Raw genomic sequence first — 15,249 nt, 5'->3', positions numbered from 1 at the left:
CCATGAGGCATGGTTGCAAAAGGCGCGGTCGACGCCACGATCAGCCTATGAAGAAGTGCGGTTCGCCGCCGATGTCCTGCTTCCAGCGATCACCGGTTGCAGCCAGCCAAGCCGGATCAGCAGCAGCATTTGCGGGAATGCCGATGAAGTAATGCACTGACCCGCCCAGCGCAGCAAGCCGGCCTTGCGGACATTCCTGATCGACAGCTCCGGCATAGACCAGCGTCCCCGGCAACACATTGGCGGGATCGAAGCTGGCGCGCGTAGCATCTGCCACCGTCATGGGCCGCCCTGCCCCCTTCGCCACTTCAAGCGCGCATTGGGTCAGCAGCCGAGCAAATGTGTGTCCACCGACCGACACCGCAACGCAGATGTCGCCGGAGGTCAGCCCTGACCGCACAAGCGCATCGCCAAGCGTGGCACTGGCCGCACGGCGTTCGCCAAGATTGTACTGCACGCCATCTGCGGGAGACGGGATCAGCCCGGCGATGGCCACTGGTGGCGCAGGCTGCGGCACCGCTGTTGCCGTGTCCATCTGTTCGGCGACGGGTCCGGCGAGCTCGTCGTCACGGGCCAGCGCGTTCGCACCCGATGTCATGGTAGCGCCATAGTGCCGCGCAGGCCCGGAGCCCGGCCCGACCACGGGCAAAACCGCTGCGGACTCTACCGGAGACCTGCCGGGACGCTGGCGGAAGATCGAGATGTTCTCGGGCAAGTCCTCCGGCCCGTCGCCAGCCATCCTGTGCTTTGCCGCCCCGGCGATGGAACGGTGGTCGACAGCGTCGTCATCGTTCGCATTTGCGCCGTTCAGCGCCGTTGCCAGCGATTGGCCCGGACCAAGGAGCAACAGCGCGATGGCGGCCAGCGCCGCACCGGCAACAAAACCAGCAAGTGTATTGAAAAAGACCTTCGGCGACGAACGCACCAGCGGTGGTGTCGCCTGCTCGATCACCTCGATCTTTGGCGCATTGAACTGGTTTTCATTGAGGTTGAAGCTGACGCGCTGCGCCAGTTCCTCAACTTCCTTGCTGGCAAGAGCGATGCGGTCGTCGATTTCCTTGATCGTCATTTCGCTGCCGCTGACTTTGCCAAACTGCCCGCGCAACGCGCTGATGCGTCCCTGCCGGATCGCAATGCCTTGGCGCAGACCGTCGGCTTTGGGTGCCGCGATGGCCAGCGCCTGCTCCACGGCCTGCTGTGATGTGCTCATGCGTCCGCTCGCCTGCCGCCGAAGCGCTGCAACTTCTGCCTCGGCACTGTCGAGCGCAACGCGGTCGCTGGTGAGGCGGCTTTCCTCGGCCATCAGTTCCTGCATCAGCCCCTGCTTCTGGGTATCGACATCGACGACGCCACTGCGCTGCTTGAGCAGGCGGGACTGGTTGAGCAGCGTGGCAAGTTCTGCACGCTTGGCCACGAGGTTCTGGCCCAGCGTGGTCGACAATTGCTGCTCGCTGGCCTCAGACTGCGTCTGCGCTCTTGTCACGATGGCTTGGGAAAGCGCGTTGGCCAACCACGCGGCGGCCTGCGGATCGTCCCATGCGACCGATACCTTCATCAGATAAGTGCCTTCGACCATTTCTATGGTCGTGTTCTCAATCAATGACTGCATCAGATCTTCGCGCAGCGGCACTTTCACCACTTCGCCATAGTTCAAAAAGCTCAGGATCTGCCCCGGCGTGAAGAAACTGGGAGCCGAGGCATTGCGCTCCAAGGTTTCGAGCGAGACGTTGGCACGCTTTGCTTCCCACCCCAGATAGCGCTCGACGACTGGCTCCAACACCGGGCGCGTATAAACGTATTCGCCATAAGTCTGGACCATGACCGCGCCGCCATCAAACGTCTGGCCGCGCACAAACCGCGTGGCAAAGCCAAGTTCGGCACTGGTCGGCACGATATTCAGACGCGCAGCCGCCTCAAAACTCGGGCGCTGCGCCAGCACCGCCACGCTGAACAGCCAGGCAACCAGCGTGCAGCCGACAACGAGGCCGCTGACCAGCCGCCAGCGCGACATGATCAGCCGCCAGTAATACAGACCGACGGGCATCAGGGTGACACCAGCGTGACATTGGAACCCAGATTGATGCCGTTGAACCCGATGATCTGGCGGATCTGCCGGGCGCGATCTGCCATGCGCGCAACCTGCGTTGCCGGTATGATGATAACGCTGAACGGCCGCAGTTCGCGCAGCTGCGCGCTGCTGCCATCAAGAACGGCGCGCAGGTCGATCATTTCTGCCTGAAGCTGCCCTTTGACCGGGGTCAGCAGCACCACTTGCGAAAGGTCGGCATCACGCGATGCACCACCGGCACGGGCCAGCGCTTCGAACAGCGAACTGCCATCACGATAGGCAAACGCCCCGGGACGGGCGACTTCGCCCATCACAAAGATTTCAGGCGGCAATGGCGGGCGCGCGTATTCAAGCACCTGAACCGATACCGCCGGCCGCTCCAGCACAGGGCGATAAAGCGATTGCAAACGCTCCTGCAGTTCGGTTGCGGTCAAGCCGCGCGTCTGCAGTGGCTTTAGCAGCGGTGGGCTGATTTCGCCCGACACCAGCACTCGCTGCTCACTGTCGAGCAAAGGCATATAGGGGAAGCGGATGCGCACCAGATCGTTGGGCGAAAAATCACCGGGCCGTTCAAGCAATTGGTTAAGCGTATCGCTCACTTGATCGCCCAGTGCAGCGCGCGGCGCGGCTGCCCCCGGTTGTGGCACAAGCGCAATATTGCTTTGCGGCTGATATTGAGTGGGACTGGCGCAGCCCGCCAACAACAGCGTGGCCAGCGCTGCCGCTGCAAATGCGCTGCCTGTGAAGGAGCAAAGGTCGTCTGACACGGTTCGATAATCCCCTGAACGTCAGTTTTCCTAGGCCAGGCTCGCTAAATTTATCGTTAACTCAACTTCCGGCAGCAGCCTGTCTCACGCATGTGCAACGCCTTCCAGCAGGCGCTCGAACGCGCGGGTAGAACGCTGGATGCCATATTGCGCGGCCGTGGTCCGGCCCGCAGCCACTGTCCGGTTCAGAAGGCTCGCATCGCCCAGAAGTTGTTCGATGCGCGCGGCAAGAAGCTCCGCTTCGCCGGGGGGCACCAACCAGCCGTTCTCGCCATCGGTGATGAAGCTGTCTGGTCCGCCGCAACGGGTAGCAAGCACTGGCACGCCCTGATGCATCGCCTCGATCAGGACATTTCCAAATCCCTCACGCCGCGATGCCAGGACGAACAGGTCGGCAGCCGCCATAGCACTGCCGGGGTCGGCTACATGGCCGGCCAGCCGCACCTTGTCGCTCAAACCCGCAGCGGCAATCTGGCCTTCAAGACGCGCCTTTTCAGGGCCATCGCCATAAATCGTCAATCGGCAATCGTGGTTGCGCAAAACCAGTCTGCCAATCGCCGCGATCAGCAGATCAAAGCCCTTTTCCCTGACCAGCCTTCCGGCGCTGACGATCTGCCAAGCCCCTGCCCCGACAGACCCTCGCCGAATGGCAGCGGCTTGTGGTGCATGGTCGTCGATCACCGGGTTGGACAGACACCGGATCGGTAACTCCCGGCCCAGCAGCGTGTTCAGTTCGGCTGCGATCGCGTGTGTAGGCACGGCAACCACTGCAGCCGAAGGATAGAGCAGCCGCATCGCAGACTTGCGCAGCCACGGCCACTTGGCCCCGGCAAGATAGGCAGTCGGCGTCGTGTGCTCTGAAATGATCCGCGCACAATTGCGGGCTGGCGCTGCCATCAGCGCCAGATTCATCGCATTTGTGGCCGAATACGCAACATCGATGCCCAGTGCATCAAGTTGCCTGCCAATATCGAAGCTGCGCCAAAGCGAACGGTTGGCTCCAATGCGCAGTGGCTCGACGTCGGGTGGGAGCAGTTCGAGAAAAGCGCCTTCTACGCGTCCCAGCAAAAGATGCGGCGTAAACCGCGAGCGATCAAGCGCGCCAAGCCAGTTGATAACCACCCGCTCCGCGCCTCCTGGACGCAAATGGGGAAGGAGGAACGCCACCTTGATGCGATGTTCAGGCACGGCCGGTGCGCCGCAAAACCAGTGCAAGGGCTTGGCGGCTAAGGCATTCCTCATCGCGGAACAAGGCCAGTTCCGCAGCGGCATACCCCAGCGCGAAAGTGGCGATTGTCGGGCCAAGCAGCAACAGCCTCAGCCACTGGGTATCAGCCGACGGCATCAGTTGCTGAAGCGCAAAAGCCAGCAGACTTCCAAAACCAGCCGCCGCAAGCGTCTTTGCAAATGCGCGGAACTGGCCCGCCAGTGGATAGTCGGCAAAGCGGCCCTTGGCCACGCGCATGGCCTGCGCAAGATTAAGCGCAGTTGCCAGCGCAGCGCCCCAGGCTATCCCCGCCACGCCCAGCAGCGGGATCAGCGCAAGCAGCGCCCCTGCCCGCAGCGCGATCCCCGTTGCGGCAATACGGATCATGTCTCCGCGAGAATTGCCACGTGCATCGGCAAAGATTGCAGACGTCGTTGCCAGAAGCGGTGTCAGAAACATCGCGGCAGCGCTGTAACCGATGGTGGTCGCGATCGTCGCGGAAAGCCCCTCTGCGCCAAACGCGCCGTAGCCAAACAGCAACCGGACGATGAAGTCGGTGGAAAACGCCATGCTGATCGACACCACTGTCTGGATCGCAAACACGCTGCGCTGACGTTGGGCAAACCCCAGCGCCGCTTCGCGCTGATCGCTTGATTGCATTACCCGAACGAGGTCTGGAAACATCACCGTCGAAACGCTGGACATGACAAGGCCGGGCACTAGCGAGGCAAGGCGCGAGCCATATTCCAACGCCGCAACGCTGCCAGCGGCAAGAGTCGATGCGGCCATGAAATCCATCAGCGTGGTGGCTTGGTTGAACACCACAAACACGACCGCTGCAACAAATCCACCGGCGGCCCCTGCGGTGGCTGCCGATGCTTTTGCACGCGGCTGAACCGCCGCGCCGTCCTGTTCCGGCTTCCGCCCGTCTACGCGATCCGAAGCCCTTTCGGCACGCATGCGGTGGATAAACGGCAAGGATCCGGCAACCATGATGGCCAGCGCCAGAAAGGCCCCTGCCACCAGCACTTCGCCAACTTCGATGATGCCAAGCGGTGGCACAAGGAACAGGAGAACCCCGACCAGCAAGATGCGCTGCGACATGGCCGCAAATTCAACCAGCCCATGCTTCCCACTGGCCTGCCGCATCGCGTTGAGTATCCAGATCAACGTGGTCAGGACAACTAATGGTGCCATGATGCGCACCAGTTGATCCATCAGCAGGTGGCGTTCCCCGGAAAATCCGGGGGCAAATATCGTCACAAACGACGAAGGCCAGATCAGCGCAATGCTGACGATGCACAGGATGATCGCGGCAACCCCGCCCGCCAGCCGATTGCGGAACAGGCCAAGCAGCGAAGCGCTGGAATCCAGCCGCGCCACAAGATGCGGCATCAGCGCCATGTGAACCAGCTTGCCGGTGGCATCGGCAACGCCATTGGTGCTGCGCCGCGCCAGAAAGAAAGCGTCCAACTGCGCAGATGCCCCGAACCGCGAAGCCAGCAAGGTCGACATCGCAAAACTGAACAGCAGATCCACCACGCGGATGGCAAACACCACCGTGGTCGATTTCGCAAATGAGCCTGATTGCCTGCCTCTACCGCTCACGCCACGGCATTCCGTGATTTGCGTTGCGGTCCCAGCGTGCCGCTATAAGCGGACGTGACGGTCCATTGCGTCCCAAGCACGTAAAGGTGCGTCACCTTTTGCCCGCACTCGCGATAGCCGAAATAGTACTGCACCAGATACGACGCGGCATTGGTCAGATCGACGATGCCGAACTGGCGACGTATGCCCAGATCGCGCAAGTGATGTATGGTCTGCCGACACAGCAGCATACCCAGCCTGCTGTTGCGATGGTCGGGATCGAGCAGCCAGCAATAGTGGTACGCTTCGCCCGGCAGCACCCGATAAAATTCATGTGCCTTGCGGTCCCGGTGCGATGTCAACGAGATCCACACGCAGCCATAAGCAATCCCGTCTCGCGCGATGAACAGCGCTTGCTTGCCGTCGTCCAGCATCTGCTCAAAAGCCGGTTGGCGATGGGCCAGCCACTCGCAAAGCTCAGGCAATTGCTGGCCTTTGGCAATGCGCACGCACGTCACACCGGGGGGTAGCGCGCCTTCGCCCACTGCTCCCTGCCATTCAGAACGGAATTCGACCATGACGCTATGCGTGATGCGAAAGATGTGATCCTTCCACACTTTGGCCAGCGTTGCTTTCAAACCTTGGTTGGCAATGCGCGCGCGCATGCGTTGAAACGGCGCGTTCAGGCCCACTGCTGCCTCGTGCGGATCAACTGGTTTCTTACGCTCACAGCGGCGCGGCGGGCGTTGAAGAGCAGTCCGTGCGCCGCGGGCTTGAGCACGATGGAATTGACCGGCACCATGATCCGGCGATGCGGATTGAACGATCGCTTGAATTGCAGCCTGCCGCTGGCGTTCTCGTCAAGCGCAATCTCCAGCGGCAATCCGGCAAGGTCGAACCCGACACAGCCCATCGCGCGCGCAGTCCGCATCGCTTCCCACAACAGCCCATAGGCGCGCGGAACCGGCGCTCCGGGATCGACCGTTGGCATGGACAGCCAGATGGCCTCATCAGCCTGGCGAATGAAACAATGGCCTCCGGTCGGCACGCCATCTGTTTCAGCAATCAGCAGCGCCCCGCCCAAACGTTTCACCAGCCCGGCCTGAGCTACAGCATCTGGCAGGTCGCGACTGGCATAGAGCGGTTTGGCCGCATAAAAACTGTCGAGCAGGTTCTGATAAAGTGCAACGTCGGCGGGATCATCAGGATCGGCCACGCGCACAATCTGCCCCGAAGCCTCGGCCTTGCGCAATTGCCGCCGGGCGCGCTGTTTGAACCCTGCAAGAATATCCGCTTCAGGCTTGTCCAGCCACACGATACCGGTCGACACATGCAGTGATTGCTGGCTCAGCGGCAGCGGCACGCCCGCCTCGATGCGGATTGTCTCTGCAGCCATCGCAACATCCCTGCCGCGCACACGCGGGGCCAGTTGGATCGCGCAGCACCCTGCCCCTGCCAGCGTTTCCTTGAGCGCCGCAACCACCGTGCCCAGCCTGGCAATATCGTGGACAATCGGGCCGCGAACGATCTTTGCCATCCAGTGGAAGGGCGACATGCGCACCTCGCGGATCACCGCTGTCGCACACAGTGTCCCGTGCTGCTTGTATAGAAAGAACCTGTAATGCGCGCCGCACTGCCGTTTCTGAATATCGGCCCACACGCTGGTCTGCTGATACGCAGCATGGGGGCTGGCCATGACGAAATCGTCAAGCACAGCGCGTTGGCCATTGTCCAGTTCGTCCAGGAGAAGCGCTTCTGACGGCATTGCTAAAATCGGTCCCTGAACTGTTCACTGAATCTTTTGAGGTTGCCGTTAGCGGTTAGCAGGCAGCCGTTGATGGACCCTTAAGATGAGCGATGTTTGCAGGCAGGGCCGCCGGAAAGGCAGGGCCGTTATGGTTGAAGCGCCGCTGGCACCGGCCCCTACGGCCCAGTCTGGCTGCGTTCTCGATCGATCAGAGTTGTCGCACAGCCAAGACACGCAGCCGCAAGCCGTGTGGATGCAGTGCTGGCTCGCTGCCTATGCTCCTGAGGGCGGAGTATGCATTGAAAATGTGCGTCTGGTGCGGCGACGACATGGCCCAGCCGTCATCTCGCAAAGCGTGCTGCACAGCGCCACCAATCTCCAGACGCCGCGCCACAGCGCGCATCTGCCCCCCCTCGTCAGCAGCGCCGACATGAGACTTGCCCTGAAGCGCCATCGCGCGGCAGGCATCATTTTCGAATACCTCCCGCAATCCAATTTGGAAGCGCTGAGGGATACGCGCCAGATCACAGATTTGCGCCATCTGGCGATGCCGCATGCCGCCATCCCCGTCACCGACTGCAGCATTGCCTTCGATCAGTTTGTCGAACAGCGCAGCAAGCGCGAACGCCAACGGACCCGCCGTCTGTTGCGACTGGCAGACGAAGCCGACGGCCCGCTTCGCTTCTCCCTCGTCAGCGGCGGCGATCAAGTCAAAACGCTTGTCGAACAGTGCCTTGCGCTTGAGCAAGCCAGTTGGAAAGGCCGCGAAGGCACCGCGATTCTTGACCGGTCCGATGATGCCCGCTTCTATCGCCAGTTGGCACAAGACCTTGCCGCTGCAGGCCTGCTCCGGCTCGCACTGCTCCATGATCGTCAGGGGCAACTTGTTGCCTTCGAATTCTGCATGCTTTGGGACAGCCGCCTGATCGCACTCAAGACATCATGCAGCGAGCAGCATCTGGATCTTTCGCCCGGCCATGTTCTGGCTCTTTTGCATATCCGTCACTGCTGCGCCGACGACACCGTCAGCCTCTACGATGTAACCGGCAACGGATTGAGCCCTGCCCCCCACCTGCTGCGCTATGCGGATCGGCAGGAACTGCTGTGGCGGGTGATCCTGTTCGCCCCGGGTTGGCGTGGACGGTTGCTGCAACTCATGTGGCAGGCCCGATTGCGCTTACGGAGCGTTAAGCGGTTTGTGGCAAGGCAATGCGCATGAGCCGCAAGACGGAACGAAGACTGCGCCTGCTTCAGGCACTACTTGCTGCAACTACAGCAGTGGCCGCCTGCCGAATCCTGTGGCCGGTCGCCCCGTGGGCGGGCATCCTTCTGGCCGTGATCCTGCTCGGGCTGGCCCACAGCCGGATGATTCTTGGACAGGGCACGGCGATCCTCACATATCATTCGATCAGCGACGACGCCGCGTGGTTGCCGTGGTCAAACGACATCACCGTCAGCCGGGCCAGCTTTGCCGCCCACCTGCAAACGCTAAAGGCAATGGCCGTGCCGGTTCTTGCAACGCGTGATTACGCGGCGATGCGCCAGCGCGGAGAAGCAATTCCGGCCCGCGCCGTGGTCCTGCACGTTGACGACGGCTATTTTGATAACTGGTGCAATGCGGTGCCCCTGCTGATCCAGCACGGATTTCCCGCCACGTTCTTTGTCTCGCTGAACTTCGTGGAACCCGGCGATCAGGTGCGCACGCGCGCTGATCGTCCCGGCTACATGTCCTGGGCCGAACTGAGAGAAATCGAGACAATCCCGGGGCTGGAAGTCGAACCGCATGGAATCGATCACGCACGGATTGCGGTTTCAGGCCCCCCGGTGGCGCGGCTGAATGCACAAAACTGGCGCGATCATCTCTGGCTGCAATGGGCCGCATCGCCGGGTCCAAAACATGATTGGCATGATCGCCCAACAGCTTGGGCTGTGCCAATCGGCAGCGAAGTGCCTCCATCCCGTCTGGCACTCGCGTCGCCGGGATTGTCGGCCAACGGCATGGAAACCGAAGCGGATCTGGCGACACGCATCCGCGCAACGCTCGACCAATGCAACGCAACTTTTGTGCGTGAACTGGGCCGCCAGCCGCTCATTTTCTGCTGGCCCGAAAACAAGTGCTCCGCCGCCGGGCGGGCAATAGCCCACCAGATGGGATATGCAGCAACCACCGGCGGCAAAGGGCGCAACGCCACCGCCGAGGCAGACAGCATTCTGTCCCGCGTACACGTGCCGGACCGATCACTTGGATTTTCCAGCCCACGCGCCGAAGGCTTCGCCCTGCGCGCGCTGATCGGGGCGATGCACGGCAATCTCTATTGGTATCCGGTGCTGCTGGCGATGCAACTCACCCGCCGGATCGTCCGGTTAGCCGGACAGATCACGGTCGGCACGCACCAAACCACGCGCCAGCGCAGCGTCGCAATCTCGATGGAGCAGACGACATGAACGATTTTTCGACCCGCTTTCCCACAGCGGGCGATGAGCTGCCAAAGGTTCTGTCTGATGAGGCTGAACTATCGGCAATTCAGGAAGAAATCGCGCTTTTGGCACCGCCGATCGGGGAACGTCGCACCGACATGCCACGACGCGTCCGTTTCGAATGCGATATGAACGCAGTGCCCCTGCCCCTTGAAGTCGCCAATCCCACGTATGCATCAACGCTCAAGCGCTGGTTCGATGCCGCAGTTGCGCTGGCTGCCATCGTGGCGTTGCTACCAGTTCTGGCCGGAGTCGCGCTGGCGATCAAACTGTGTGACGGTGGCCCGGTCCTGTTCGTGCAGAACCGCACGGGGTATCTGGGCAAGCGCTTCCGCCTGTTCAAGTTTCGCACAATGGTGATGAACGCCGAAGAGTTGAAGCAGAGCCTGCAGGCGCAGAACATCCACGGCGATTCCTCGCCCGACTTCAAACTGCGTGATGATCCGCGCATCACCCGGATCGGCGGATTCCTCCGCCGCACAAGCCTTGATGAACTGCCCAACCTGTTCAACGTCGTGCGCGGCGAAATGGCGCTTGTGGGTCCACGGCCAACGTCTTTTGACGCCGGAACCTATTCCATGCGCCATCTCCCGCGCCTTGCCGTCCGGCCGGGCTTGACCGGCCTGTGGCAAACCTCCGGCCGCGCCAACATCGGCTTCGATCAGCGCAGCGATCTGGACATCAGCTATATTCGCCGAATGTCATTCATCTTTGATCTCGCCCTGATCATCCGCACGATCAAAGCTATCCGCAAGGGTGACGGGGCGATGTAGCATCCATGCCCGGGAGGCGGCGTGGCTTGAGCAGCCACGGCCCGTGATCACCGGCCAGCCTTCGCCTCTGGATACGCGAACGCCCGTCAGATCGCCAAGGCGGAGGACAACCACAGGCCTTGCAACTCGCCACAGATTTTTCGCACGCAGGTGAATTCAGCGATTGGCGATGTGCCTGCTGCGGCTGTTCCGTGTGCGGCTGCCCTGCAGGTTTGGCAGAAGTGTCTTGCCGGCCCTTCAGCAAGGACCGGCAAGGCAAGCACTCAAAAGTTGTAGTTCGCGCGAATGCCAAAGTAGCGACGTGAATTGCGCGAAAGCACCTGATTCGCTGCGCTTGCCGGACCGCCGACAAGACCGCCGACATTCGAGGCAAAGTTCTTGTCGAACAGGTTGTTGACGAACAACGTCACACGGTAGGCATCTTCACGCTGACGGATGCCGATGCTGCCGTTCAGCACGCCATAAGCCTTTTCCACGTAAAGCGGGTTCTGCGCGAGGTCGAAGTTGACCTTGCTCTGGTAGCGGTAATCGACAGTCACGAAAGCATCGAACGGCATCGCGTCCATGAAAATGTCGTACATTGCCGAAGTGTTGAACATCAGCTTCGGCGCGTTTGCCAGCGGTCTGCCCGCAAGGTTCTGGGCCGTGGCCGTGCCGGGGCCTGTGCCGTCAACATCGAAACAACCCTGTGCAGCCGTCTGGCCGGTGTAGCAGTTGGCGAAGGGATATTCCTTCACCTTGGCATCCAGATAGGTGGCGGCAAAATCGAACGAAAGTGCACGGGTCGGCTTGGTCTGCAGTTCAACTTCAACGCCGCGCGTGCGCAATTTGCCCACATTGTTCAGCTGGAATTGCACAGATTGATCCGGCTGCACCACGGCAGCCTGGGCCTGAAAGTTGTTGTAATCCGTCCAGAACCCCGTGACATTCAACTGCACGCGATTATCAAAGAAGCGGCTCTTCATGCCGATTTCATAGGCGTGCGACGTTTCTGGTTTGACCGGGTTGGCCGCCCGCGCCGGATTGAAGCCGGACGACACGTCGTAACCCTGCCCCTTGTAGCCCGTGGCGAACGAGGCGTAGACCATCACGCGCTCGGCCACGTCCTGACGCAAGGAAACCTTGCCCGTCACGTGGTCATCCGAAGCATTCCCAGTGCAGGTGGCAAGGCAAACGGCGTTGTTGGCAGGCGGCACCGCAACGCCATTCAGGCGCTGGAAGGCCACGTCGATCTTCTCATGATTATAGCGGATGCCGGCATCAAGGTGGGTCGTTTCGGCAAGGTCATACGTCCCCTGCGCAAAAGCCGCCAATGTCTTGGTCCCGGCATTGGAAACCCACTTTGAAAGCAGTGGGCCGCTTGGCCCGCGATCAAACGAACGGTCCGTCTGCCCATCGGCATAGAATGCGCCGAGGATGTACTGGAACGGGCCTGAAGCCGTCGACACAAGACGCAGTTCCTGCGTGAAGAACTTCGTGTCGTAAGGGCTGCTTTGCACAAGACCTGTTGCTGAACCGAAGACCGGGAGGTTGATCTGTTCAACATCGTCGCGGGTATCAAGGCCCCATTTCTGGTAACTGGTAATAGAGATCAGGTCGACCCCGCCAAGGTCGATGCTGACTCGTCCGCTGACATTGGTCTGCTCGCCTTTGGCAAAACCGTCGTCGTTCTGGTTGACCACGTAGTTGTCTGGCCCGACACGGACACCGGCGAAATTGTTTGCCAGCGAAGCGCCGAAGACCGTGCTGCCGGGCGTGAAGCTGCGCACGGTACGTGGCGTCGAATTGCCCTCGGTTTGCGAATGTTCGGCCGAAAGACTGATCGTCACCTTGTCCGAAAGATCGGCCACCAACTTGCCCCGGATGCCCCAGTTCTTGTCAGCGCCAAGGTAGTTGCCGGTCGCACGGTTCTTCACGTAGCCACGGAAATCACTGTAGAAGCCGTTGAGCCGAAAGCCCACGTTTTCGGCCAGCGGGCCGGAAATGCCAGCTTCGAAACGATATTCTTCATCGGTGGTCGCCGAAGCGGCAATGCGGCCGGTAAGGGTGTCGCTGGGCGCACGGGTCACGATGTTTACCACACCTGCAGAAGCGTTCTTGCCAAACAGCGTGCCTTGCGGCCCGCGCAGCACTTCAATGCGCTCGATGTCGGTCAGCGTGGCAAAGGCCTGCCCTTGATTCAGGATCGGCACATCATCGACAACAACTGCGACCGCCGGTTCCACGCCGATGCTGAAGGCAGAAGTGCCAATGCCGCGCAAGTTGATGCTATTGCCGGTGCGCTGCGTGCCCTGCGTGATGGTGAGGCCAGGTGCCACTTGCGACAGGTTCTCGAATTGGGTGATGCCCTTGTTTGCAATCGCTTCGGCAGAAAGCGCGGTAACCGACACCGGAACCTGCTGCAGGTTCTGTTCGCGCTTCTGCGCGGTGACAACGATTTCGTCCAGCGTGCCTTCGGGCACGTCTTGCGCATAGGCAGACTGGGCAATGGCCAGCGCCGACAGGCCAGCAATCAGGCGTGATTTCGTAAACATCAGGAACCTCCCTCTTTTACCGCTTTGGACAGGCCAATTACACAGGACCAGAGGCCATTCAACCGGAAAATTCATCTTACCGAATTTTATTGCCGCACTGATCGGCGTGCCGTTTTGAAGAGCCAAAGCCGTGCCGGGCAGGTTCGATCGTTGGAAAGTGCGGCATTTGGTGCATCAAATAGCTAGGCTAAAGCCCAGTTTTTTAAGCGCTCAGCCAAACATCCGCACTGCCGCCTCGACGCGAGCTTAGTCACCGCAGGCTTGTGGTAAGGCCAAATATTGGCTATTGGACAGCCTCTACACGCAGCGCACGATAACGCAGCGGTCCAATCGAAGATCAGGGGAAGCGGCGTGGGCATTGCAAAGTTGGCGGGCGCGCTCGCCGCATTTTCCGCATCACTTTCGCCAGTCCTTGCTCAGGATCACACCGCGCCCGATCAACTCCGGATTGAAAGCGGGCTGATCGAAGGGACTGTTCTGCCTTCGGGCGTGCAAGCGTATCTTGGCATTCCCTATGCCGCCCCGCCGGTGCGCGACCTGCGCTGGAAAGAGCCGATGCAGCCCGCATCATGGAACGGCGTGCTCCACGCAGCCGCTTTCGCTCCGCAATGCATCCAGCCGCTGCGCAACAGCAATGCCAACCAGTACTCCGGCGCGGAAACCGTATCCGAAGACTGCCTTTACCTGAACGTCTGGACGCGGCCCGATCTCAAAAAGGCGCCCGTCATCGTGTTTATCCACGGCGGCGCATTCTTTGTCGGCTCTGGCAGCACCGGGATCTACGGTGGGGAAGCCGTTGGTCAACAGGGCGCTGTCTTCGTAAACCTCAACTACCGCCTCGGCCCGCTAGGCTTTCTCGCCCTGCCGGAACTGAGCGCTGAATCGCCCAATGGAAGCTCAGGCAACTATGGCTTGCTCGATCAGGTCGCAGCCCTTCGCTGGGTTCAGCGCAATATCGAAAAGTTCGGGGGCGATCCCGGCAACGTCACGATCGTCGGCCAGTCCGCAGGATCAATGTCGGTGTTGGCGCTTCAGGCCAGCCCGCTCGTCAAAGGGCTGTTCCATCGCGCATTCGGCATGAGCGGCGCGATGATCGGCGGCCCCATCCGGATGCCGCCACTCAAACAGGCAGAGCAGGACGGCACCAGACTCGTGGCGGTGTGGAAGGCAAAATATCTCGCCCAATTGCGGACCATGCCGGCAGACCGCCTCGTCGTGCCGCGCGTGCCGGGTGGCCCCACAACCGGCCCCACGATTGACGGCCATTTGCTGCCCGCGCCGATCGCAGAGCTATTTGCCCGCAAGTCACACAGTGACGTCCCGCTGATCGTGGGATTCACCCGTGACGAGGCCCTTGGCGGCATCGGCGCGGTCAGTGGCGTGGCCGACTATCGCGAAAAGGCCAGGGCGCAGTTTGGCAGCGGAGCGGAGCGGTTTCTGTCGCTTTATTCAGCAAGTACAGACGCGCAGGCCAAAGTGCAGGCCCGAACGGCCGACCGGGACGGGACGGTGGCCGTCAGCATGTTGGATTGGGCAGAGCTCCAACACGCCTATGGCAGCGCGCCGGTCTATTCTTACGAGTTCGCCCGGGCGCATTCCTTTGTGGAAGGCGTGTCGTTCCCGGATCTCGATGCTGCAACGGCGGGGGCGTACCACACATCGGAAGTGCCGTTCTGGCTAGGGACGCTTGACGCATTCAACCGTTATCGCCGCACGCGCGAATGGACCAGTGCGGATCGCGCGATGAGCCAGACGATGGTGCGGGCATTGGTCGAATTCGCGCGCACCGGAAAGCCTGCGCTGCAGGGCATGCTGTGGCCAAGGCTCGCGCCGTCACGACCCCGCCTTGTCGAGTTTGGCGGGTCGGTTACGCAGCAAGCATGGCCGGACAGGAACAGGCTGGAATTCTTCAAGGATCGGTTTTCAGAGCCAGCCCCGGCCGGTCAATGAGCGACGGGCAACGCCACCTGTCTTACCAAATCTTCTTGAATCCACGAACGCATCTTGCAAAGCCGCATGAATTCCTCCACAAATCGGACTTACCAAAATCAGGTGACGCCGGAGAAGCCAGGATGCCTACGTTTTCGT

General features: G+C 61.1%; 11 protein-coding genes. 4 read left to right on the top strand and 7 right to left on the bottom strand.

Annotation, left to right across the window (positions count from 1 at the left end; all coding sequences use genetic code 11):
* Positions 1–40: 40 nt before the first annotated feature.
* The 6 genes from Q8R81_RS06045 to Q8R81_RS06020 form a co-directional block, all read right to left on the bottom strand.
* The gene (locus tag Q8R81_RS06045; protein ID WP_305616542.1) at positions 41–2,044 is read right to left on the bottom strand and encodes a hypothetical protein; all 2,004 of its coding nucleotides are present in this window, start codon (positions 2,042–2,044) and stop codon (positions 41–43) included.
* Positions 2,044–2,835 carry a polysaccharide biosynthesis/export family protein gene (locus Q8R81_RS06040; RefSeq protein WP_305616541.1) on the bottom strand — a complete coding sequence of 264 codons (792 nt, stop codon included), beginning with the start codon at positions 2,833–2,835 and terminating at the stop codon, positions 2,044–2,046. The genes Q8R81_RS06045 and Q8R81_RS06040 overlap by 1 nt, the downstream gene beginning before the upstream one ends.
* A gap of 84 nt (positions 2,836–2,919) precedes the next feature.
* Complete coding sequence (locus Q8R81_RS06035) at positions 2,920–4,077, bottom strand: glycosyltransferase (RefSeq protein ID WP_305616540.1); 1,158 nt, start codon at positions 4,075–4,077, stop codon at positions 2,920–2,922.
* The gene (locus tag Q8R81_RS06030; RefSeq protein ID WP_305616539.1) at positions 4,016–5,650 is read right to left on the bottom strand and encodes a lipid II flippase MurJ; all 1,635 of its coding nucleotides are present in this window, start codon (positions 5,648–5,650) and stop codon (positions 4,016–4,018) included. The genes Q8R81_RS06035 and Q8R81_RS06030 overlap by 62 nt, the downstream gene beginning before the upstream one ends.
* Complete coding sequence (locus tag Q8R81_RS06025) at positions 5,647–6,294, bottom strand: GNAT family N-acetyltransferase (RefSeq protein WP_305616538.1); 648 nt, start codon at positions 6,292–6,294, stop codon at positions 5,647–5,649. The genes Q8R81_RS06030 and Q8R81_RS06025 overlap by 4 nt, the downstream gene beginning before the upstream one ends.
* A gap of 17 nt (positions 6,295–6,311) precedes the next feature.
* The gene (locus Q8R81_RS06020) at positions 6,312–7,394 is read right to left on the bottom strand and encodes a peptidoglycan bridge formation glycyltransferase FemA/FemB family protein (protein WP_305616537.1); all 1,083 of its coding nucleotides are present in this window, start codon (positions 7,392–7,394) and stop codon (positions 6,312–6,314) included.
* Positions 7,395–7,479: 85 nt separating this feature from the next.
* Here Q8R81_RS06020 and Q8R81_RS18370 point away from each other — a divergent pair, with 85 nt between their 5' ends.
* Genes Q8R81_RS18370 through Q8R81_RS06005 form a run of 3 tightly spaced genes read left to right on the top strand, consistent with a single transcriptional unit; the run spans position 7,480 to position 10,627 of the window.
* A complete protein-coding gene (locus Q8R81_RS18370) occupies positions 7,480–8,595 on the top strand; it encodes a GNAT family N-acetyltransferase (protein ID WP_371135314.1) in 1,116 nt (371 codons plus the stop codon).
* Positions 8,592–9,821 carry a polysaccharide deacetylase family protein gene (locus Q8R81_RS06010; protein WP_305616536.1) on the top strand — a complete coding sequence of 410 codons (1,230 nt, stop codon included), beginning with the start codon at positions 8,592–8,594 and terminating at the stop codon, positions 9,819–9,821. The genes Q8R81_RS18370 and Q8R81_RS06010 overlap by 4 nt, the downstream gene beginning before the upstream one ends.
* Positions 9,818–10,627, top strand: a complete 810-nt coding sequence (locus tag Q8R81_RS06005) for a sugar transferase (RefSeq protein ID WP_305616535.1) — start codon at positions 9,818–9,820, stop codon at positions 10,625–10,627. Before Q8R81_RS06010 ends, Q8R81_RS06005 begins: the two co-directional genes overlap by 4 nt.
* A gap of 263 nt (positions 10,628–10,890) precedes the next feature.
* Here the strand turns inward: Q8R81_RS06005 and Q8R81_RS06000 are convergent, their stop codons facing one another.
* Positions 10,891–13,161 carry a TonB-dependent receptor gene (locus Q8R81_RS06000; RefSeq protein WP_305616534.1) on the bottom strand — a complete coding sequence of 757 codons (2,271 nt, stop codon included), beginning with the start codon at positions 13,159–13,161 and terminating at the stop codon, positions 10,891–10,893.
* A gap of 351 nt (positions 13,162–13,512) precedes the next feature.
* On the opposite strand from Q8R81_RS06000, the gene Q8R81_RS05995 reads away from it, so the two are divergent.
* Positions 13,513–15,111: a carboxylesterase/lipase family protein gene (locus Q8R81_RS05995; RefSeq protein ID WP_305616533.1), complete on the top strand. Its 1,599-nt coding sequence runs from the start codon at positions 13,513–13,515 to the stop codon at positions 15,109–15,111.
* The last annotated feature ends 138 nt before the right edge of the window (positions 15,112–15,249 follow it).

This window comes from Novosphingobium sp., assembly GCF_030696665.1.
Classification (GTDB): domain Bacteria; phylum Pseudomonadota; class Alphaproteobacteria; order Sphingomonadales; family Sphingomonadaceae; genus Novosphingobium.
This window is presented reverse-complemented; position numbering and strand designations above follow the sequence as displayed.